This is a genomic window from Nesterenkonia sp. HG001 (assembly GCF_034438835.1).
GTDB lineage: Bacteria > Actinomycetota > Actinomycetes > Actinomycetales > Micrococcaceae > Nesterenkonia > Nesterenkonia xinjiangensis.
Window position 1 is genome coordinate 20,558 of sequence record NZ_JAOSZD010000010.1, and the last position, 20,420, is coordinate 40,977.

17 protein-coding genes are annotated in these 20,420 nt (G+C 66.7%); 13 read left to right on the forward strand and 4 right to left on the reverse strand.

Annotation, left to right across the window (positions count from 1 at the left end; translation table 11 throughout):
* Positions 1-71 precede the first annotated feature (71 nt).
* The 4 genes from mobF to ODE13_RS15000 all read left to right on the forward strand — a co-directional run bounded on the left by mobF (position 72) and on the right by ODE13_RS15000 (position 5,429).
* On the forward strand, positions 72-3,614 hold the full coding sequence (gene mobF, locus ODE13_RS14985) for a MobF family relaxase (RefSeq protein WP_322480055.1): 3,543 nt from the start codon (positions 72-74) through the stop codon (positions 3,612-3,614).
* 146 nt (positions 3,615-3,760) lie between these two features.
* A complete protein-coding gene (locus ODE13_RS14990) occupies positions 3,761-4,150 on the forward strand; it encodes a hypothetical protein (protein WP_022916707.1) in 390 nt (129 codons plus the stop codon).
* A 326-nt stretch (positions 4,151-4,476) separates the two neighbouring features.
* Positions 4,477-4,836 (forward strand): Cd(II)/Pb(II)-sensing metalloregulatory transcriptional regulator CmtR, encoded by a 360-nt coding sequence (gene cmtR / locus ODE13_RS14995; protein ID WP_022916706.1) that lies wholly within the window; start codon positions 4,477-4,479, stop codon positions 4,834-4,836.
* On the forward strand, positions 4,833-5,429 hold the full coding sequence (locus ODE13_RS15000) for a cadmium resistance transporter (RefSeq protein WP_265125673.1): 597 nt from the start codon (positions 4,833-4,835) through the stop codon (positions 5,427-5,429). The genes cmtR and ODE13_RS15000 overlap by 4 nt, the downstream gene beginning before the upstream one ends.
* A 277-nt stretch (positions 5,430-5,706) precedes the next feature.
* On the opposite strand, the gene merA is transcribed toward ODE13_RS15000, so the two are convergent.
* A complete protein-coding gene (gene merA / locus ODE13_RS15005) occupies positions 5,707-7,107 on the reverse strand; it encodes a mercury(II) reductase (protein ID WP_022916704.1) in 1,401 nt (466 codons plus the stop codon).
* Positions 7,108-7,211: 104 nt separating this feature from the next.
* Here merA and ODE13_RS15010 point away from each other — a divergent pair, with 104 nt between their 5' ends.
* Entirely contained in the window at positions 7,212-7,601 is a 390-nt protein-coding gene (locus tag ODE13_RS15010; RefSeq protein WP_322479989.1) for a heavy metal-responsive transcriptional regulator, read from the forward strand.
* A 370-nt stretch (positions 7,602-7,971) separates the two neighbouring features.
* Here the strand turns inward: ODE13_RS15010 and ODE13_RS15015 are convergent, their stop codons facing one another.
* The gene (locus tag ODE13_RS15015) at positions 7,972-8,280 is read right to left on the reverse strand and encodes a sigma factor-like helix-turn-helix DNA-binding protein (protein ID WP_022916702.1); all 309 of its coding nucleotides are present in this window, start codon (positions 8,278-8,280) and stop codon (positions 7,972-7,974) included.
* Positions 8,281-8,866: 586 nt separating this feature from the next.
* Positions 8,867-9,625: a TetR/AcrR family transcriptional regulator gene (locus ODE13_RS15020; RefSeq protein ID WP_322479990.1), complete on the reverse strand. Its 759-nt coding sequence runs from the start codon at positions 9,623-9,625 to the stop codon at positions 8,867-8,869.
* 62 nt (positions 9,626-9,687) lie between these two features.
* On the opposite strand from ODE13_RS15020, the gene ODE13_RS15025 reads away from it, so the two are divergent.
* The 8 genes from ODE13_RS15025 (at position 9,688) to ODE13_RS15060 (ending at position 19,510) form a co-directional block, all read left to right on the forward strand.
* A complete protein-coding gene (locus ODE13_RS15025) occupies positions 9,688-10,470 on the forward strand; it encodes an ABC transporter ATP-binding protein (RefSeq protein ID WP_322479991.1) in 783 nt (260 codons plus the stop codon).
* Positions 10,467-11,279: an ABC transporter permease gene (locus tag ODE13_RS15030; RefSeq protein WP_322479992.1), complete on the forward strand. Its 813-nt coding sequence runs from the start codon at positions 10,467-10,469 to the stop codon at positions 11,277-11,279. Before ODE13_RS15025 ends, ODE13_RS15030 begins: the two co-directional genes overlap by 4 nt.
* Positions 11,276-13,546: an excinuclease ABC subunit UvrA gene (locus ODE13_RS15035; protein ID WP_322479993.1), complete on the forward strand. Its 2,271-nt coding sequence runs from the start codon at positions 11,276-11,278 to the stop codon at positions 13,544-13,546. The genes ODE13_RS15030 and ODE13_RS15035 overlap by 4 nt, the downstream gene beginning before the upstream one ends.
* 311 nt (positions 13,547-13,857) lie before the next feature.
* On the forward strand, positions 13,858-14,247 hold the full coding sequence (locus ODE13_RS15040; RefSeq protein WP_322479994.1) for a hypothetical protein: 390 nt from the start codon (positions 13,858-13,860) through the stop codon (positions 14,245-14,247).
* A 198-nt stretch (positions 14,248-14,445) separates the two neighbouring features.
* A complete protein-coding gene (locus ODE13_RS15045) occupies positions 14,446-15,381 on the forward strand; it encodes a LysR family transcriptional regulator (protein WP_322479995.1) in 936 nt (311 codons plus the stop codon).
* Positions 15,382-15,542: 161 nt separating this feature from the next.
* Positions 15,543-17,102, forward strand: a complete 1,560-nt coding sequence (locus ODE13_RS15050) for a sodium/proline symporter (protein ID WP_322479996.1) — start codon at positions 15,543-15,545, stop codon at positions 17,100-17,102.
* A gap of 90 nt (positions 17,103-17,192) precedes the next feature.
* Entirely contained in the window at positions 17,193-17,987 is a 795-nt protein-coding gene (locus ODE13_RS15055; protein WP_322479997.1) for an enoyl-CoA hydratase/isomerase family protein, read from the forward strand.
* Positions 17,987-19,510, forward strand: coding sequence for a class I adenylate-forming enzyme family protein (locus ODE13_RS15060; protein ID WP_322479998.1), 1,524 nt, complete (start codon positions 17,987-17,989; stop codon positions 19,508-19,510). The genes ODE13_RS15055 and ODE13_RS15060 overlap by 1 nt, the downstream gene beginning before the upstream one ends.
* Here ODE13_RS15060 and ODE13_RS15065 read toward each other — a convergent pair.
* Positions 19,471-20,385, reverse strand: a complete 915-nt coding sequence (locus ODE13_RS15065; protein ID WP_322479999.1) for a CPBP family intramembrane glutamic endopeptidase — start codon at positions 20,383-20,385, stop codon at positions 19,471-19,473. The genes ODE13_RS15060 and ODE13_RS15065 overlap by 40 nt on opposite strands.
* Positions 20,386-20,420 lie beyond the last annotated feature (35 nt).

The following is a 20,420-nucleotide window of genomic DNA, read 5'->3' on the forward strand; positions in this document are numbered from 1 at the left end:
TCCGAGCCTGCTCGGCTTGGTCGCCGGGCGCTCACCTGACTGTCACGAAGGAGGCAGTGGTGACGGTCTCGATGCGGGTCATGTCGGCTGGCGACGGCTACAAGTACCTGCTGCGCACGGTCGCTGCGGCCGATGGTGATCGGTCGCTTTCGACCCCTCTCACGCGTTACTACGCCGAGGCGGGCACACCACCAGGCCAGTGGCTTGGGTCGGGGGTGGCCTCCCTCGGCACGGGCCGACTTGCCGTGGGTGATCGGGTGTCGGAGGCCCAGCTCCAGCTCTTGATGGGTATGGGCCGCGACCCGCTCACCGGCGACCCGCTCGGTCTGGCGTTCCCGGCCTACAAGTCCGCGGCAGAGCGGATCGAAGCCCGCGTGGCTGGCCTCGACCCGGCGTTGAGTCCTGGCGCGAAAGGTGAGGCGGTCGCGCAGATCGAGGCCGAGGAGAGTGAGTGTGGGACGCGGCGGGCGGTTGCGGGGTTCGACTTCACTTTCTCGATTCCGAAGTCCGCTTCGGCACTGTGGGCGGTCTCTGATGCCGGGACGCAGGCGTTGATCGGTGAGGCGCATCATCGGGCGGTTGCGGAGGTGGTTGCGTTCATGGAGCGAGAGGTTGCAGCCACCCGCACCGGCGCAACCGCCGGCGACGGAGCTGTTGCACAGGTCGATGTCACCGGGCTGGTAGCCACGGCGTTCGATCACTTCGATTCCCGCGCCAGCGACCCCCACCTGCATACCCACGTCGTTATCTCCAACAAGGTACAGACTGCCTTGGATGGGAAGTGGCGGAGCGTGGATGGGCGGCCGATGCACGCCGCCGTCGTCGCGCTCTCGGAGCTGCACCAGGCGGTGTTCGCCGATCACATGACCCGCACCTTCGGCGTCGAATGGGAAGCCCGTGACATGGGCCGGGACCGGAACCCGGCGTGGGCGATCACCGGTGTGCCGGAAGAGCTGGTCCAAGAGTTCTCCACCCGCGCCCGGCACATCGACACCGAGACCGACCGCCTCATCGCCGAGTACGTCGACAAGCGCGGGCGGCGGCCGTCACCGGCGACGATCATGAAGCTGCGCGCCCAAGCCACCCTGTCCACGCGCCCCGACAAGGAGGTCCGGTCGCTGGCGAACCTCACCGAGCAGTGGCGCACCCGTGCCACCGGTGTAATCGGTCAGGACGCCACTACATGGGCACGCGCCGTCACCGACAACGAGACGCCCTTACTGCTGCGAGCCGACGACGTCCCACTCGGCGTGGTTGCCGAGCTCGGGATCGCGGTGGTCGAGGTCGTCGGTGAGAAGCGCTCGACTTGGCGCCGTTGGAACCTTATGGCCGAGGCGTCCCGCCAGACGATGGGCTGGCGGTTCGCCTCCATGCAGGACCGGGAGGCGATCGTCGGCATGGTCGCTGACGCCGCCGAGAACGCGTCGCTGCGACTCACTCCACCCGACCTCACTACCAGCCCAGCAGCGCTCCGGCGCGTGGACGGCACCAGTGTGTTCCGGCCCAAGCACTCCACCGTGTTCTCCTCCGAGCTGTTGCTCGCAGCCGAGGACCGGCTGCTCGACCGATCCCGCACTATCACCGCACCCACGGTCCCAGTCGGCACTGTGGAAACGATCACCTCCCAGGCCGATGCCGAGAGACGAATGCTCGGCGAGGACCAGGCCGACGCTTTGATGAAGATCGCCGTCTCCGGGCGGGTGCTCGACGTGCTCGTCGGCCCGGCAGGTGCGGGCAAGACCACGGCTATGTCGGCGTTGCGGAGGATGTGGGAGAAGGAACACGGTTCCGGGTCCGTGGTCGGGCTGGCCCCCTCCGCAGTGGCAGCGCAGGTCCTCGCTGATGACCTTGGCATCGCGACGGAGAACACCGCGAAATGGTGGACCAACCACCTCGTGCACGGGACGAGGTTCGAGGCGGGGCAGCTCGTCATGATCGACGAAGCATCCCTGGCAGGCACCCTGTCCCTGGACCGGATCACGCACCTCGCGGAGCAGGCGGGCGCGAAGGTGCTGCTGGTGGGTGACTTCGCCCAGCTCCAGTCCGTGGACGCCGGTGGCGCATTCAACCTCCTTGTGAGCGACCGGGACGATGCTCCCCAGTTGGTCGACGTCCACCGCTTCACGAACGCCTGGGAGAAGACCGCATCCCTTGGGCTACGGCATGGACGTACCGAGGTGATCGACGCCTACCTCGATCATGGCCGCATCCACGAGGGCGACGCCGAGGCGATGACCGATGCCGCTTACGCCGCCTGGCGCGCCGACCGCGACGCCGGGTCGGTGGCAGTGCTGATCGCCGAGACCCGCGACGACGTGAACACCCTCAACACCCGTGCCCGCGCGGACCTGATCCTCGACGGCACCCTCGCACCCGGCCGCGAGGTCGAGCTGACCGACGGCACCACCGCCGGGGTCGGGGACACGGTCATCACCCGCCGCAACAACCGGCGCCTTCGCAACGGCAAGGACTGGGTCCGCAACGGCGACACCTGGACTATCAAAGACGTGCGCGACGATGGCTCGGTCACGATCCGTCCCAGCAGACGCAGATTCGGCGGGTCGATCGTGCTGCCGACGTCGTATGTGGCCGAGCATGTCGATCTTGGGTACGCGGTCACCGCACATCGCGCTCAGGGTGTCACGGTCGATACCGCGCATGTGTTGGTGGGGCCGACGACCACGCGGGAGAACTTCTATGTCGCCATGACCCGTGGCAGGCACTCCAACCGGGCGTATGTGGTCCTGGACCGCGCGGACGATGCCCACGCCGAGCCGCATCCAGGCGACAATCCCGACGCCACCGCCCGGAGCGTGCTCTACGGCGTCCTCCAGCACGTCGGCGCGGAGCTGTCCGCCTATGAGACCATCACCGCGGAACACGAGCAGTGGGGCTCGATCGCCCAACTCGCGGCCGAGTACGAAACCATCGCTGCCGCAGCCCAACGTGACCGCTGGGCGACTTTGATCCGTGCCTGCGGTCTCACCGAAAGCCAGGCCGACGCCGCGGCGGACTCGGAGGCCTTCGGAGCACTCACCGCCGAGCTGCGGCGCGCCGAGGCCAACCACCACGATATGGACCGTTTGCTCCCGCGCCTGATCGCGGCCCGCGGGTTCGATGACGCAGACGACATCGCCTCCGTCCTGCACCACCGCGTCACTCGCGCCACAGCACGTCCCGCCGGCTCGGGCCGGACCCGGACGGCACCGCGGCTGATCGCCGGGCTCGTCCCCGCAGCGCGAGGCCCGATGACCGCTGACATGCGCCATGCCCTCGATGAATGTCACCAACTCATCGAGCAACGAGCCACCGCCGTCCTGGACACCGCCATCACCGACCAAGAGCCCTGGACTACCCGGCTCGGCGCCGTGCCCGAGGGAGAGAAGGAAGCGCAGGCGTGGCGGCGCGAAGCGAGAGTCGTGGCCGCCTACCGCGACCATTACCAGATCACCGGCAGCCACCCCCTCGGCCCCGAACCGGACACCACGGCGCAGAAGATCGGCCACGCCCGTGCCGACACCGCCCTCCAACGCGCCCAAGCCATCACCCGGCCCCGGCAGGATGGGCCGGGGCCGCAACCGGCCGGACGCGACCAGATCGGTCCCCGGCTGTGAGCACTTTCAGATGTCAGAGATCGGGCGTATCGTGGAGGCGAGGCAGGATTCTTCTCACCACTCGGCCGTACGCGGTCAGTCCGGCTTTGGACCCTTCTCAACGCACTGCCTCCTCAGGTGAAACGTGCGATTGAGAGGAGCCGATCATGTTCCGCCTCCTGCTAGCGGGAAGCCTCAGAATCCGATACTTCCTGCGCCGCTACATGCCCACCAACATCCTCGCTGACGCGATCCACACCAGACGCGGCGTGAAGTGGGGACCGGTAGCGATGCTGCTGGCCGTCCCGTACTTCGCCGCTGCCGTCTGGCTCGTCGGCGTTATCGAACAGGGCGCGCCGGGCTGGCTCCACCTGTTCGTACTGCTGACAGTGTGGTCCGGATTCAAGATGCTCTGGCTCGGACCCGCCAGCATCGCCTGGCTCCTCCGAGCCCGCCTCGGTGAAGCCGGCGCACGTCGACGACAGCGACGAACCGCCCCACAAGAGGCCAACGACACATCCGAAAGAGGCATGTCCGAGTTGGCGAGGATGGTCTGATATGCGCAGTGACCAACATGTGCCGCACGCTCCAAACGCGGTGGCAAGAACCGCAGACTGCCCCGGACCTTCACGCCCCAACGCACGAACCTGGTAGTGGAATCGTTGGCGGGACGACGGGCGTGTCCGGCATGACGCCCCGTCGCCGGGCACCTTCTCGGGCGGATCTTGCGAACACCCGAACACGCGCGACCGATGACCTGCACCGTTCCCGTCATGGGTTCCCCAACTGGCACAGCCAGGAGGGTGTTCGGCTCGGTTCGCACACGTAACTTGATTCCGGGCTGCGCCTGGGACACTTCAGTCCCTGCTGTATAGTTCAGTGCATGCTGACCATTGCTTCTCGCCTGAACGTCATGAACCGGCTGGGCCGCGCGCTGGCCGACCCGACCAGGTCCCGCATCATCCTGACGCTGCTCGACCGACCGGCCTACCCGGCAGAGCTGGCCCGCGATCTGGATCTGACACGCTCTAACGTGTCCAACCATCTGGCGTGCCTGCGCGACTGCGGGATCGTGATCGCCGAGCCCGAGGGCCGCAAGACGCGCTATGAGATCGCCGATCCGCACCTGACGCGGGCGCTGACTGCCCTGGTCGACGTCACCCTCGCGTTGGACGAGAACGCCCCGTGCATTGAACCGGCCTGCTCGGTGCCCAGATGCGACGCAGCAGAGGTGGTCGCGTGATCCTGGCTTCCGTCCTGCAGGCAATCGGCCTGTTCATCGTGACCAACATCGACGACATCATCGTGCTCTCCCTGTTTTTCGCCCGCGGCGCGTGCCAACGCGGGACGACCACGCGCATCCTGGTCGGCCAGTACCTGGGGTTCGCCGGCATCCTCGGTGCCGCTGTGCTGGTGACTATCGGAGCCGGAGCATTCCTGCCCTCAGCAGCTATCCCGTACTTCGGGCTCATCCCCCTGACCCTCGGCCTCTGGGCGGCATGGCAAGCCTTACGCGGAGACGATGACGACGATGACGCCAAGATCGCAGGCAAGAAGGTCAGCGCGTGGACCGTCGCAGGAGTCACCTTCGCCAACGGCGGAGACAACATCGGCGTCTACGTCCCCGTCTTCCTCAACGTGGAACCCATCGCAGTGGTCGCCTACTGCCTCGTCTTCCTCGCACTCGTCGCGGTCCTAGTCATACTCGCCAAGTTCGTCGCCACCCGCCCGCCGATCGCCGAAGTCCTCGAACGCTGGGAACACATCCTGTTCCCCATCGTCCTGATCGGCCTGGGCATCCTCATCCTCGTCAGCGGCGGAGCGTTTGGTCTCTGACGAAGCCAAAGCGAACAAGAGAGGTCCCCAGGCTCGACGTTCCGGTAGAGGATCCCCTGGCGGGACGTCACCACCGCACTTCTTCCAACCCAGGTACGCTTCGGCCCGGCGGGTTCCCCTTATGGAGATGCCGCAGCCCACTGTCTGAAGGAGTGCTTACAGGTCCAAGGCATCTAGGGCGGTGGGTCGTGCTTGTGTTGTGCCCGGCGCGGCACAGGAGCGCGTGCACCACCAGGCGACGTCGCGCTCTGGCCCAGCCTCGGGTTGGGGCCGCGGGTCAAGCGCAGCAGGACGTTGGCATCTGGTTGCGGAAGAGGCCGGCCGCGATGCGCAGGCTTTCGGCCATGGTCAGATATGGCGCCCAGGTATCGGCCAGATCATCGACGGTCATGCCGGCTTTGATGGCGTAGGTGGCCGCCAGCATGATCTCTCCGGCGCCGTCAGCCAGGGCGTGTACGCCCAGGATCTCGCCGCTCTCGGCGTCGGCGACGAGCTTCACCGCGCCGCGGGTGTCGTGCTGGACCAGCGCCCGGGGGACGTCGGAAAGGTCCAGGACGCGGCAGTCGCAAGCGTGCCCGCGGATGAGGGCCTCGTCCTCGGTCAGCCCCGCTGAGGCCAGCTGGGGCCGGGTGAAGACGACCGCTGGCAAGCCGGCGTAGTCGACCCGAGCTACCTGCGGGACTCCGTCATCGGTCAGGGCGTTGAGCGCGGCGGCCCGACCGCCAGCGGCGGCGACGTAGACGTACTGGGGAGCCCCAGAGACGTCACCCGCGGCGTAGATGCGGGGATTGGAGGTGCGCTGGGCCTCGTCGACCACGATAAAGCCCCGCTCGTCCACGTCCACACCGGCCGCAGCCAGGTCCAGGCCGTCGATACGGGGCAGGCGTCCGGTGGCCACCAGGACCCGCGCGCCGCGCACCTGCTCGCCCGAGTCCGTGGTCACCACCACCTCTCCTGCGGGGCCCGCCTCGCGAGCCACCGTCGTCGCGTGCTCTTCCACCACGGTGATGCCGTCGTCGGCAAAAATCTCTCGAAGACCCTGGGCCAGCTCCGGCTCGGCGTGGGGCGCCAGACGCCCCACCACCGACACCCGGGCGCCGAGGTGAGCGAACAGCTGGGCCTGCTCCATCCCGACGTACCCGCCACCGATGACGGCCAGGGACTCGGGCAGCTCAGTGAGCTGCATCGCGGTGGTGGACGTCAGCCAGTCCACGGAGCCAAGGCCGGTCACGTCCGGGACGGCGGGGGTGGAGCCGGTGGCGACCAGATAGGCCCGTGCCCGCAGCGACTGGCCGTCGACGGCCAGGGTGTCCCTGTCCAGGAAGGTAGCCTGGCCCGGGCGGACCTCGAAGCCGTAGGCGGCGGCCACGTCGGCGTACTTCGCATCGCGCAGGCGCTCGATCAGGGCGTCCTTCTGGGCCACCAGATCGCCGAGGTTCACGCGCCCGGCTGCCGTTGGGGCGCCGGTGAAGGGGTTGGTGATCGCGGCGTGCCGGGCTCCAGCGGCCGCCAGGAGCGTCTTGGACGGCACGCAGCCGATGTTCACGCATGTGCCGCCCAGGACACCCCGCTCGATCAGCACGACGCTCTTACCGGCCTGGCTGGCCGCGATGGCGGCCGACATGGCCGCGCCTCCTGAGCCGATCACGGCCAGATCGATGTCGTAGTCCTCAGTCATCTCGCACCCTCATTTGCGTTACGCGTTTTCAGTGACCACACTGGACGTTCCAGTGCAGGGGAAGGTCAAGGTGAACATGGAAGAGAGCCGAGCAAGGGGTCACTGTGCGCATCGGTGAGCTGGCCGAGGCCAGCGGCACCACGACCAAGACGCTCCGCTTCTACGAAGAGGCCGGACTCCTGCCCCCGCCTGAGCGCACCGCCAACGGATACCGCGACTACGCCCCTGATACCCTGGTGCGCCTGGATTTCGTTCGCCGCGGCCGCACCGCTGGGCTCACCCTGGCCCAGATCCGCGAGGTCCTCGACATCCGCGACGCCGGAGTCGCGCCCTGCCAGCACGTGCACGACCTGCTCGAGGACCGCCTGGGCGACCTGGACCAGCAGATCGCCGACCTGCAGGCACTGCGACACACCGTCGCGCACCTTCGCGACGGTGCCGCCACCAGCGACCCCACCAACTGCGACGCCACGACCGTCTGCCGCTACCTGTGACCGCACGGAACCGGCGCCGTCTGGCACCGGACCCACGCTCAATGCCGAACAGCGTCCGGTGAGCGATCGGCTAACGGAACGTCAGTCAGCGTAGCCCCGCCAGCATTACCCGGAAGCGAAAGTTGCCACGGAGCGTCGACAGAACCCCAAAAGCCACACCCACCGGCGCAGCACTCCAGCCAACCCCGCGCAGGCCAGCGATCATCGCGATATACCGGAGGATGGGGCACGGACACCGTACGAAACCACCGAATCCGGGCCGGTACAGCCGGAAATCTCACGAACGCCCGATGGCGGCCGATCCAGCAACGCGAAGGCCATCGTCGGCCTCTACCGCCCCTGCCGACAGCGAGGTGAGCTACACAGCGGGTCAGACCCTGGCGGGACGGCGACCGCGCGGGCGGATCGTTCCCCCACCGGCCACGACCGCAGAGCGCACCGTCTCATGGCCGACCCCCAGTTCAGCTGCGACCTCTTCGAGCGTCATGCCCTGCTCGTACAATCGCGCGGCCTCCCGGCGCCCGGGCTCATCCAGACCGCGGCGGCGCATCGCGACGCCCACCTGAGAAGCGAGCCGGTGCACCGTCGTGCGATGTATCCCGAACCGCCGCACCAGCTCATCAACTGGCACACCCTTGGCGTACTCCTCGGCCAGCGCAGCCCGATTCGAGACACTCAAACGGGTTTGAGACCGGGGTGAATTTTTCGCCACTGAGCCGCGCACATCCTCGATAGGCTGACGCTCAGGACGCGACACCGAGCGCCGTGATCCCCGTAGAACCCGGCGAATCAGCGTCATGAGCGGCTTCCGCGGGCTTGAGAACCACCCAGCCAGGTGCACCAGATCCTCGTGGTTCAAACCAGCGACGACCGTTTGAACACGGCCAGTACACCAGTGCCCGGCTCGCCGACGCTGCGAGCGAGCTGGGCGTGCTGAGATCGATGGGCCGCACCGGCGTGTGCTGGGACAACGGCGCCGCGGAATCGTTCTGGCCCGTGCTCAAGAACGAGTACTACCACCGCCATATCTTCGCCACCACCAACGCCGCCCACTCGCACTGGCAGCCTGACCAACCAACCACCCGTCCGGGCTTCAGGGCAACCAGACTCCGCAGCGGCTGGGCGTGTAAGTGCAGGAGAGGATCAGCTGGGAGCCGGGTCGAAGGGCCGTCCGCGTTCGCGCGAGTACCGGCTGAAATCGTGTAGCACCGCTGGTGCCGTCACGGTCAGTGTCTGATCGGCTGGGCGCTGCGGCCTGGTCGGCGTCACGCCCTGGGGCGGCCGATCTGTTGCGCGATGCCGTCGAGGATCAAGCTGACACCACGCCGGTAGGCACCTTCGGGGTCGTTGGCCTTGCCGGTTTGTTCTCCGAGGGTGCGTGAGACGCGCGAGGCGGTCGGGAACCTTGTCCGGTCGCCGATTTCGGCGGTCAGGGTCGGCTCGATGTTCGACCACCAGTCAATGTCCTGGTCTTCGCCTGGCTGCCGGGAGCGCTGGGCCGCGAGTGTCGCTCGAGCAGTTCCCTGCACCAGCGAGAGCACAGCAGTAAGGGTGTAGTCCATATCGATATCGGCCAGCCCGATCCCGTCCAGGGCGCGCAACTCTGTCTCGTACTTGCTCGAGGCTCCAGGGCCAGGGACCGGACGTCCGGTGGCCAGGTCCGTGATCCAGGGATGGGCTTGGCAACTTGCCCAGTTCGCCTCGGCGATCGCGGTGACGCGTTCCCGCCAGTCCGCGCCCTCGGAGATCGTGACGGCCTCGTAGGTCACGCCCGCGACGTGATCGAGCATGAGCTCGACGAGTTCGGCGCGGCCGCCGATATGAGGGTAGAGCGCCATCGCGGTGACCCCTGCTTCCTCGGCCAGACGACGGATCGTCACTGCGTCTAGACCCTCTCTGTCGGCGAGGTCGACTGCCAGTGCGGTGACGCTTTGGCGGCTGATCCCGCTGCGTGGGCTCGCCGGCGAGTCACGCCAGAGCAACCCGATCAGCTTGAACTCGTCCACGCTTCTGCGGTTGGACATCTGCACCCTCCTTGAACTATACGTTGTATAGTACACTATATAGCACCAAGAGAGGAACAGACATGGATGTCAAGACGAACCCGGCCGGTTCGATCCGGGTCGAGGCGGTGCGCAAGACCTTCCCCAAGCGAGACAAGCCTGCGCTGAACGGTGTCGATCTGCGCGTCGACTCCGGCCGGGTATGTGCGCTGCTGGGAGCCAACGGTGCCGGCAAGACGACCCTGGTGCGGATCATGACGACGCTGACGGGCAAGGACTCCGGCACTGTGAGCGTCAATGGCTGGGAAGTGGACCAAGATCCCGCGCGGGTTCGATCATCGATCGGCGTCGCGGGGCAGTACGCCGCCCTGGACGAGGTGCTCTCAGCCCGAGAGAACCTGGAGCTGTTCGCTCGGCTGATCGGGCTCTCACGTACCGCCGCCCGGTCGCAGGCAGCCGAGCTCCTGGAGCGGGCGGGCCTGAGCGAGCACGGCGGGCAGAAGGTATCCGGGCTCTCCGGTGGCATGCGACGTCGCCTGGACCTCGTGACCTCAATGATCACCCGCCCCGCTGTGCTCCTCATCGACGAGCCGACGACCGGCCTCGACCCAATCGCCCGTCGCACGATCTGGAACACGGTGCGCTCGTTAGTGGATGAGGGCACGACGGTCCTATTGACAACGCAGTACCTGGAGGAGGCTGACGAGCTGGCCGATGACGTCGTCATCCTACGCGAGGGTTCCGTGGTCGCCACCGGCACCCCGTCGGACTTGAAGGCACTCGTGGGCGAGCCGCGGATGGAATTGCGCGAGCCCACCCTCGAAGACGTCTACTTGCATCTGCATCAAGGGAGCGATGCAGCATGAGCACCACGACGATCGAGCACCACGGCCTGACCACGGGCAACATCGTGCGCGAGGCCGTCATCCTGACCGGCCGCGCGATGCGGCATTGGCGGGCGCGACCGATCACGTTCAGCATCCAACTGCTGTTCCCCGTCCTGGTCATGCTGCTCATGGGCGGTCTGCTCGGTGGGGCGATTGCCGGCACCACCGGGGACTACATCGTGTTCGTCGTGCCGGGAATCCTCGCCTTCACCGTGCTCTCGGGAATCGAGACGACGATCACCGCTGTCACCGGAGACGCCGCCAAGACCGTCACCGACCGGTTTCGCACCCTGCCCATCTCCCGCGGATCGGTGCTGCTGGGACGGGTTCTCGCCGACATGCTCACCGCCGCCGTAGAACTCGCAGTCGTCACGGCCGCAGGACTGCTGCTCGGCTGGCGCCCGGAAGGCGGCCTTGCCGACATCGCGCTCGCCTACGTCCTGCTGCTGTGGCTGCGCTTCGGGCTGCTATGGGCTGGGGTCTGGATCGGCTTGAAGGCCGGCACGCCAGAGGCGGCCACGACTGCGCAGCTCGCGATCTGGCCGGTGGCGTTCGTCTCGACCGTATTCGTCGATCCGCGCACGATGCCTTCCTGGCTCGGAGCGGCCGCCGAATGGAATCCCTTGTCCGCGACCGCATCGGCGGTGCGTGAACTGCTGTCGGGCACCGAACTCATCGGCGTGACCTTCATCGCCGACCACGCCGTGCTCTTCGCCGTCGGCTGGCCGCTCGCGCTGGCCGCGGCGTTCATCCCCCTCGCTATTCGTGCCTACCGGAGACTGTCATGACGACCACGACCCACGGCGTAATCCGCGTACGCGGCGCCCGCCAGAACTCACTCCAAGACATCGACGTCGACGTCCCCAAGCATCAGCTCGTGGTCGTCACCGGAGTATCTGGTTCTGGTAAGTCCTCGCTCGTGTTCGACACGATCGCAGCCGAATCAGCGCGTCAGCTCAATGAGACGTTTTCGGCGTTCGCTCAAGGCAGGCTGCCCAGCTACGCCCATCCCGACGTCGACCTGCTGGAGAACCTCTCGGCCGTCATCGTGGTCGATCAGCAGCGTCTCTCCGGCGGACCACGCTCCACGGTCGGAACCATCAGCGACATCGGCGCACGCCTGCGCCTGCTGTTCTCCCGCATCGGAGAACCGGTGGCCGGCTACTCCAACGCCTACAGCTTCAACGACCCCGCCGGCATGTGCCCCAACTGCCAAGGCCTCGGCGTCGCGGCCTCGGTCGTGGAATCCGAACTTGTCGACGACGACCGATCCCTCAACGAAGGAGCGATCACCTTCCCCAAGTTCAACCCGGGCACCTGGCTGTGGAAGGCCTACGCCAAGTCCGGGTTCTTCGACCCCGATATGAAGATCCGCGACTACACCCCCGAACGACGCCAACTGTTTCTCCATGCGCCGGCCGGAGAGCAGACCCCTCCGGCCGGGGTGGATGCAGTCGGTACCGCCTATGAGGGCCTTATCACCCGGTTCAATCGCATCTACCTGCAACGCGAGCCAGACTCCTTCAAAGGCGCCCAGCGCAAGGCATTCGAGCGGATCGTCTCCCGTGGACCCTGCCCCGAATGCCACGGCTCTCGACTCGCCACACCCGCCCGAGCCAGTCTGATCAATGGCAAGTCCATCGCCGACCTCAACGCCATGCAGATCAGCGACCTCGCCCAACACGTCGCGAAGATCGACGGCGCTGCCGTGGCACCGCTGGTCGCGAACCTTGGCGTCCACCTGAAACGGATGATGTCCCTCGGTCTCGGCTACCTCAGCCTCGACCGCACCACCTCTACCCTCTCCGGGGGCGAAGCCCAACGGATCAAGATGGTCCGTCATCTCGGCAGTGCCCTGGCCGACATGCTCTACGTGTTCGACGAACCCACCGTGGGCCTGCATCCCCGCGATGTCGCCGCTCTCGGCCAGATGCTCCTTGCCTTACGTGACCGCGGCAACACCGTGCTCGTCGTCGAGCACGACCCCGACATCATGGCGATCGCCGACCACATCATCGACCTAGGACCCGGTGCCGGAAACGCCGGCGGCCATATCACCTACCAAGGCGACTACGAGGGCCTCACCCACGCCGACACTCCTACCGGGCACGGACTACGCGAACATCGCCGCACCGTGCGGACACGGCGTGCCCCCGACGGCTGGATCGACATCGACGACGCCACCACCAACAACCTCCAGCACGTCGCCACCCGCATCCCACGCGGAGTGATGACCGCCGTGACCGGAGTCGCTGGATCGGGCAAATCCAGCCTGATTCTCGGCAACCTGCCCACCGTCGAGGCCGACGCGATCGTCATCGACCAACGCCCCATCCGAGGTTCGCGTCGCTCCAACCCCGCCACCTTCTCCGGCCTGCTGAACCTGATCCGTGACGTGTTCACCAAGAGCACCGGAGCACCTGCCGGGCTGTTCACCCCCAACTCCACCGGAGGGTGCGCGGCCTGTGAGGGCAATGGCGTCATCTACACCGACCTCGCCTTCATGGACGGCGTCATCACCCGCTGCGAAGTCTGCGAAGGACGACGCTTCACCCCTGAGGCCCAAGAACATCGCGTCGCCGGCAAGAACATCGCCGACGTATTCGAGATGAGCGTCACCGACGCAATCGACTACTTCACCCAGCCCGCCATCGGGCGTATTTTGTCCCGGCTCCACGACGTCGGACTCCACTACCTCACCCTCGGACAGACCCTCACCAGCCTCTCCGGCGGCGAACGCCAACGCCTCAAACTCGCTACCGAACTCGGCACCCCCGGCCGTACGATCATCCTTGACGAGCCGACCACCGGACTGCCCATCGCCGATATCTCCCGGCTCATCGGACTGCTCGACAGGCTCATCGACGCCGGATCGACGCTCGTCGTCATCGAGCACAACCTCGACATCATCGCCGCCGCCGACTGGATCATCGATATCGGCCCCGAGGCCGGACACGACGGAGGCCAGATCGTCTTCGATGGCACCCCCGACCAGATGACCGCCGACAGCAACACCCATACCGCGGAGCATCTACGCCGCCACCTCGCTGGCTGATCCTGCACTCCCGCCCCGCCGTCAACAGTTCACGTCGTCCCACGGACGTACGGCGCCCGCCAGTCCCCCAACGCCACAGCCGCAAGGAGTGGAGGGACGCCGACGCCGAGAGCGGTGAGCTGCTGGTCCATGCCGGGGAGTTCCTCCACGTGCCTGAGGACTCACCTGGTCAGGTGGAGGCGATGGTCGACACCGACCTGGTCTGCGTGTCGGTGCCGGCCCACTGAGGCGATCCGGTCGAGACCGCCGCCGTTCAGGTGAGCGCCCACTGTCGGGCGGTGGGGTGACACCAGTCGATGAAGGGAGTGGACGTGTCAGATGCCATCTTGTTCATCAACACGATGAAGGTCCCAGCTGCCGAGATGCAGGGCTTCACGAAGGCATTGCAGAGCGCCGTGGAGTTCGTGGAGGCCAACGGGCCGCACCTGATGGTCGAGGCCTACGTGGATGAATCACGAGAGCGTGCCTACAGCTTTCAGCTCTACCCGGACTCAGCATCCATCAGAGCTCACTGGGAGATGTCGGACCCCTACATCCGTGACGTGATGAAGCATGCCAGCGTCGAGCGGCTGGACATCTACGGGCACCCCGACGACTCGGTGATGCAGTACATCCGGGAGCTCTCCGCGGCAGGTGTCGAGGTGTCGGTGACGCCCAACCTCACAGGTTTTCACCGGCTGGCTCCGCCTGTGCCCGACTAAGCCCGCCTGCGGGGCTCCCGCGCCGCAGCGCTGCTGCTGTCCGTCGAGGCTGTCGGGCGTGGGGACCTGAGGAGCCGCTGTGCTCCTGGCCCTCTCGCTGGGTGCCATCCTCATCGCAGCACCGGGCCGCCTGCCCGCCCGTGGGTGACCCGTCCGGCATTCCGTGTGCCACAGGCCAACCGGCGGTAGTGTCACAGGATGTCCCTGGATCTGACGACCCTGAAGACCCTGCGTGCCGTGATGGAGCAGGGCTCCTTCGCCGCCGCCGGCCGCGACCTGGGCTACACCTCATCCGCGGTGTCGCAACAGATGGCCGGGCTTGAGAGGAGTCTCGGCCTGGAGCTCTTCCATCGGGAACCGCGGCGGATCGTTCCCACCGGGGCGGCAGAGTATCTCTACGAGCATGCAGCTGAGGTCTTCCGCCTGATCGATCAGCTCCAGGTCGATGTCGAACGCTGGTCAGCAGGTCAGGAGGGGAGACTGCGGGTCGGCACCTACGCCTCCGCCGGCGGGCCGATCGTGGCGCAGGCGATCACACGGTTCCTCGTCCGCCGTCGGAAGGTGCAGATCTCACTGGACGAAGGCGAGCCCTACGAACTGTTCCCCCGCGTGGAGAGCGGAGAACTCGACGTCGCCCTGGGCTTCCAGTACGACCTGGTGCCGAAGCAGTGGTCCTCCGCCGTGGAGCTGACGGAGATCGGCGTCGAGGAGCTTCACCTGATCGCACCTCGTCATCACCGACTGGCCAGCCGTGACGCTGTGGAACTCGCGGAGCTGCGGCTCGAACGCTGGGTGACTCACACGAAGGAGACCGCGGCCAGCGACTGCCTCACGTCCTTCTGCGGAAAAGCAGGTTTCACCCCAGACGTCACCTTCCGCAGCAACAACATGGATACGATCCGAGGCATCGTGGCCGAAGGGCTCGGAGTGGCGCTCATTCCGGCGCTCGCCCATGTCGACCGCGAGAGGACCATCGCCCTTCCCCTCACCGAACAGCTGCCCCGTCGGCAGATCATGGCCGCCACCAGACTGGGACAGCGCACGCCGCTCGCCACCTCATTCCTCGATGCCGTGGCACACGCCGTAGACACCTCGATGCCGCGATCACCACGAAGCTCGCCTCAGGGCCCCTGAACCGCCCCGACTCGGGACGAGCGTAAGGATCAGTGTCGCTGAGAGTGTCCAGGTCTTATCACAACCCCCTCCCCCTGCCGATGGGCCGCTCCTAGGCTGTGGACTCATCACCGCACGAGGGCCAGACAGTCTGGTCCTCACCGAGGCGCAGGGAGTCACAGATGTCTGGGAACACTGAAGCACCCACAGTGCTGGCCTTCACCCTCTATTTCGTGGTCGTCCTGATCATCGGCGTATGGGCGTACCGCAAGAACTCCGAGATGAGTGACTTCGCCATCGGGGGACGCAGACTGGGCACCTTCGTCACGGCCGTCAGCGCCAAGGCGAGCGACTCCAGCCAATGGGTCTTCCTCGGGCTGCCCGGAGCGTTCTATGTCAGCGGGATGAGCAACATCTGGATGATCCTGGGGCTCACGCTGGGCTTCTACCTGAGCTGGCGGCTGCTGGCCGCCCGCCTGCGTGACTACTCCGCTCGCTGCTATGACTGGCGCCGGGGCCAAGGGACCGAGTCGGTCACAGTACCCGGATTCTTCGCCAACCGATTCCACAGTGAGCTCCTACGATCCGTCTCTGCGCTGATCGTGATCATCTTCTACGTGATCTACCTCGGCTCCGCCTTCCTGGCGACCGGGATGATCTTCAACCAGGTCTTCGGCGTCTCCACCACGGTCGGTGTCATCGTCGGTGCGCTCGTCGTCATGGTCTACTCCTCGCTCGGCGGATTCCTGGCCAGCAGCTACACCGACGTGCTCCAGGGCTGCCTGATGTTCGGCAGCTTGGCCATCATCTCTGTGGCCGCTGTCGTCCATGCCGGCGGTCCCGGCGCGATCGTCGAAGCTGTCCAGGCAGAGAACCCGAGCATCGGCTCGGCCTTCGCCGAGGTCAGCCTCGTCGACGGTGCGTGGCTGACGGAATCGTCATTCACGGTGGTCGCGGCGGTGTCCGGCCTGGCGTGGGCCTTCGGCTACTTCGGCCTCCCCCACATCCTGGCTCGCTTCATGGGCATGCGGTCGAGCAAATCCGCCAAGAACGGCGCCCGGCTCGGGGTCTTCCTGTCCCTGACCCTGCTGGGCTTCGCCGCCATCATCGGGTTCTCAGCCATCGCCATCTTCGGGGGCGACCTCGACAGTCCGGAGAACGCCTACATGGAGCTGGTCTCCGGACTGCTGCCCACGTGGATCGCCGGAGTCTTCCTGGCAGGCGTGGTCGCCGCAGTGATGAGCACGGCCGACTCACAGCTGGTGGTCGCCTCCACCACGCTCACCGAAGACTTCTACCGGGCGTTCATCAACAAAGAGGCGTCCGACAGGTCCCTGGTGTGGCTGAGTCGGGCTGCCGTGGGGCTCAGCACGGTGATCGGCGTGGCCATCGCTCTCCAGGGCGGGACGATCCTGGATCTTGTCGGCTACGCCTGGGCCGGGTTCGGTGCGGCCTTCGGGCCCGTCCTGCTCGCCGCGCTGTACTCACGCCGGACCACCTGGTTCGGAGCCCTGTGCGGCATGGTCGGCGGTGGCCTGACCGTGGTCGTCTACCGCCAGATCGACACCATCGGCCTCTATGAGCTGGTGCCTGGTTTCCTCGTCGGCGTCCTGGCCCTGTGGCTGGGCAACACGCTGGGGCCCAGGCCCGGCGACGCCATGCAGCGCAGCTTCGACCAGCTCAGCCAGGACACCCCGGTCACGATCGGCTCCTCCCCCAGCGCGACGACGACGTCGAGCTGACCATTGCCGGCGCCACCTGTTCTGCGGCGCACCAGCTCCACCGGCAGAAGAATCCACCACCAGAAGAATCCACCACCACGAGACGGAGTGATGAACCCCATGGGCCAGGTAGACCTTGAGATCACCGACGGATGCGCCGTCGTGACTCTGAACAACCCGACGGCGCTCAACGCCTGGAGCCGCAGCATGCAGCAACGGGTCGAGGAGCTGATGGCCGAACTGGATGCAGACGACGACGTCAAGGGAATCGTCCTCACCGGCGCCGGTGACCGTGCCTTCTGCTCCGGCCAGGACCTGAACGAGCTGGAGACCTTCACCACCGACCACGTCGAAGGGTGGCTCGACACGTTCTACCGCGTCTACAACGCCGTACTGGGCACCTCGAAGCCGGTGGTCGCCGCGCTCAACGGCGTCACCGCGGGCTCCGGCTACCAGTTGGCTCTGCTCTGCGACCTGCGCATCGCCCACTCCGGGGCCCGCATCGGCCAGCCGGAGGTGAAGTCAGGCATCCCCAGCATCACCGGGATGTACCTGACCTGGCAGTCGCTGGGCCACAGCAAGACCACCGAGCTGATGCTGACCGGCAGGTTGATGTCAGCGGAGGAAGCACACCAGCTGGGACTGATCGCAGAGATCCTGCCCCAGGACGAGGTCCTCACCCGCAGCAAGCAACTGGTCGACGAGCTCGCGCGCCTTCCGAAGCAGGCCTTCCGGCTCACGAAGCAGCGGGTCCACGCCACATTGCTTCCGGGACTGAAGGATGCCTTCGACGCCGCGTTGGCCTCGGACAGGAAGGCCTACGACGACGGAGAACCTCAGGCGACTGCCGGCGCGTTCCTCTCCCGCGGGCAGGAGACGCGCGAGGGCAGGGGGTCCGACAGCTGATGGACGCACCGATTCACCAGACGGTGGACGCCCACCGATTCGTCCACGGCCCGGCGATCCCCGAGCAGCTGCGCCGTCGCGCCGCCACCGACCCCGACCAGGTCTACGCCGTAGAGGGCGAGAAGATCATCACCTTGGCCGAGCTGGACCTCCTCGTGGACAACATCACCGAGCTGCTGGAGACACTCGAGGTGGATCCAGGATCCCGGGTGGGGGTGGGACTGTCGACGACGGTCCAGCACGCGGCGACCATCCTGGCGCTGTTCCGACGCGGTGCCCTGTGGGTGCCGGTCAATCCGCAGCTGAAGGGCCTGCCCCTCGCCCACCAGATGGACGATGCCCAGGTCACCCACATGGTGCTGGAGGCAGACAGCGACTTCGCCCGCCGTGTGGCCGAGACGGCGTCGATCGCCAGGGATCTCGACTTGGGCGGTGGTGCCGTCCTGTGGCAACTGCCTCGTGAGGATCCTCCTGAGCCGCTGCCCGACGCGGAGCTGCTGATGTACACCTCGGGCACCACGGGCCCGCCCAAGGGGGTCAAGGTCAGCGCGACCATGCTGCGGGCGTGCGTCCTGGGAACCATGCACGTCACGGAGGTCCGCCGCGGTGATGTGCTGTACCTCTGGGAGCCCCTGTTCCATATCGGCGGGGCGCAGACCATGCTGCTTCCGCTCTACGCCGAGGTCCACCTGGTGTTCGCGCCGCGGTTCAGCGCCTCACGGTTCTGGTCAGACGTGACGCACCATGGCGTGACCCATGTGCACTACCTGGGCGGAGTGCTCCAGATTCTGCTGCAGCTCCCCGTCTCTGCGGAGGAGCAGCACCACGGCGTGCGTGTCGCCTGGGGGGCAGGTGCCACACCGGCGCTGTGGCAGGCGGCGCAGGAACGCTTCGGGTTCGCCCTGCACGAGTGCTACGGCAGCACCGAGACATCCAGCATCGTCACCGTCAACAAGAACGTGTCGGCAGGAGGGGTGGGGTCTCCCCTGCCATGGTTTGAGGTGGACCTGCTCTCCTCCTCCGTGAACGGCGGCGGGCAGGGCGAGGTCACGGTCCGGAGCCACATCCCCGGCCTCATCACCAGCGGGTACCTGAACCGCCCCGAGGCGACGTCGAGATCCTCCACCGCCGACGGTTGGTTCGTCACCGGGGACCTGGGACATCTCGATGACCGAGGGCAGCTGCATTTCGACGGACGAACCAGCGACGCCGTGCGCATCCGTGGGGAGAACGTCTCCACCTGGCAGGTGGAGAACGTCTTCTCCCAGCACCCTGCGGTGGACCGATGTGCCGTCATCGGTGTGGAGGCCGAGATCGGAGAGCAGGAAATGCTGCTGTTCCTCGAACCCGCCGACGCCGAAGCCTTCGACCCTCGTGAGGTGCTCCACTGGGGCGCCCAACATCTGGCCAGATTCCAGCTGCCCCGCTACGTGCGGGTGATCGACCAGATGCCGCTCACGCCGAGCCAGAGAGTCTCCAAGCATCAGCTGCCTCGAGGGCTCGAAGACGCCCTGGAGCCCTGAGGTGACTCGCCCGGCGGCGAGACCGGTTCCTCCGCTTCCGGTTCGCGCCAGTTCACCGGCCCCCGCCACAGGAACCCGGCGACCGTAGTCGCCGCGCAGAACGCCACGACCGCCGTGGCGATCGTGAAGATCGCTTCGTCATCGACGTGGACGGTCGCATAGCGCGAGGAAAGGAACAGCTGCATCGTCACCTGGAAAGCCAGATGGAATCCGATCGGGCCCCACACCGAACCGGACATCACCCGCAGCAGCCCCACCACGACAGCCATCGAGAAGAACAGCACAGACCGTTCGAGGAACACTCCCCACCCGACGGAGATCACCCACAGGGCGGTGCCGAAGAACGAGAACAGGAGAGCCTGGCCGATGGCAGCCACCCAGGGCGCCACCGCGTCCGCAAGATTCCTATAGATATAGCCTCGGAAGATGAGCTCCTCAGGGAGAGCCTCATAGACGAACACCAGCAGGACCAGCAGCAGCACCGCGCCGACCAGCTCCCCCGGCGTCGCTTCGACCCGGATCTCCACCCAGCCGAGGAGGACCACCGCTGCCAGTCCGACCCCGGCCGGCAGCACCCAGGTGAGGGCGCCACGCAGCATGTCCTTCAGGGCTCCGCCACCCCCGGACAGGCCGAGGGAGGAGAGCGGGCGTCTATCCACCTGCCGGCAGAGGATCAGGACCATCGGCACGGCCAGCAGCGTCACTCCCACCGCGTTGGACACATGCCGACCCAGCGACTCCTGTCCCCACCAGAGACCCGTCAGCTGAGTCACGGCGACCCAGATGACCAGACAGCCGAGGATGGCCAGCGCCAGCCTCGCCGCAAGGGGCAGACGAGGAGATTCCCGTTTCGAGACCTGCGCCGAGTCGCTCATGACGCCCACGTTAGGCGGACGGCGCGACGCACGCA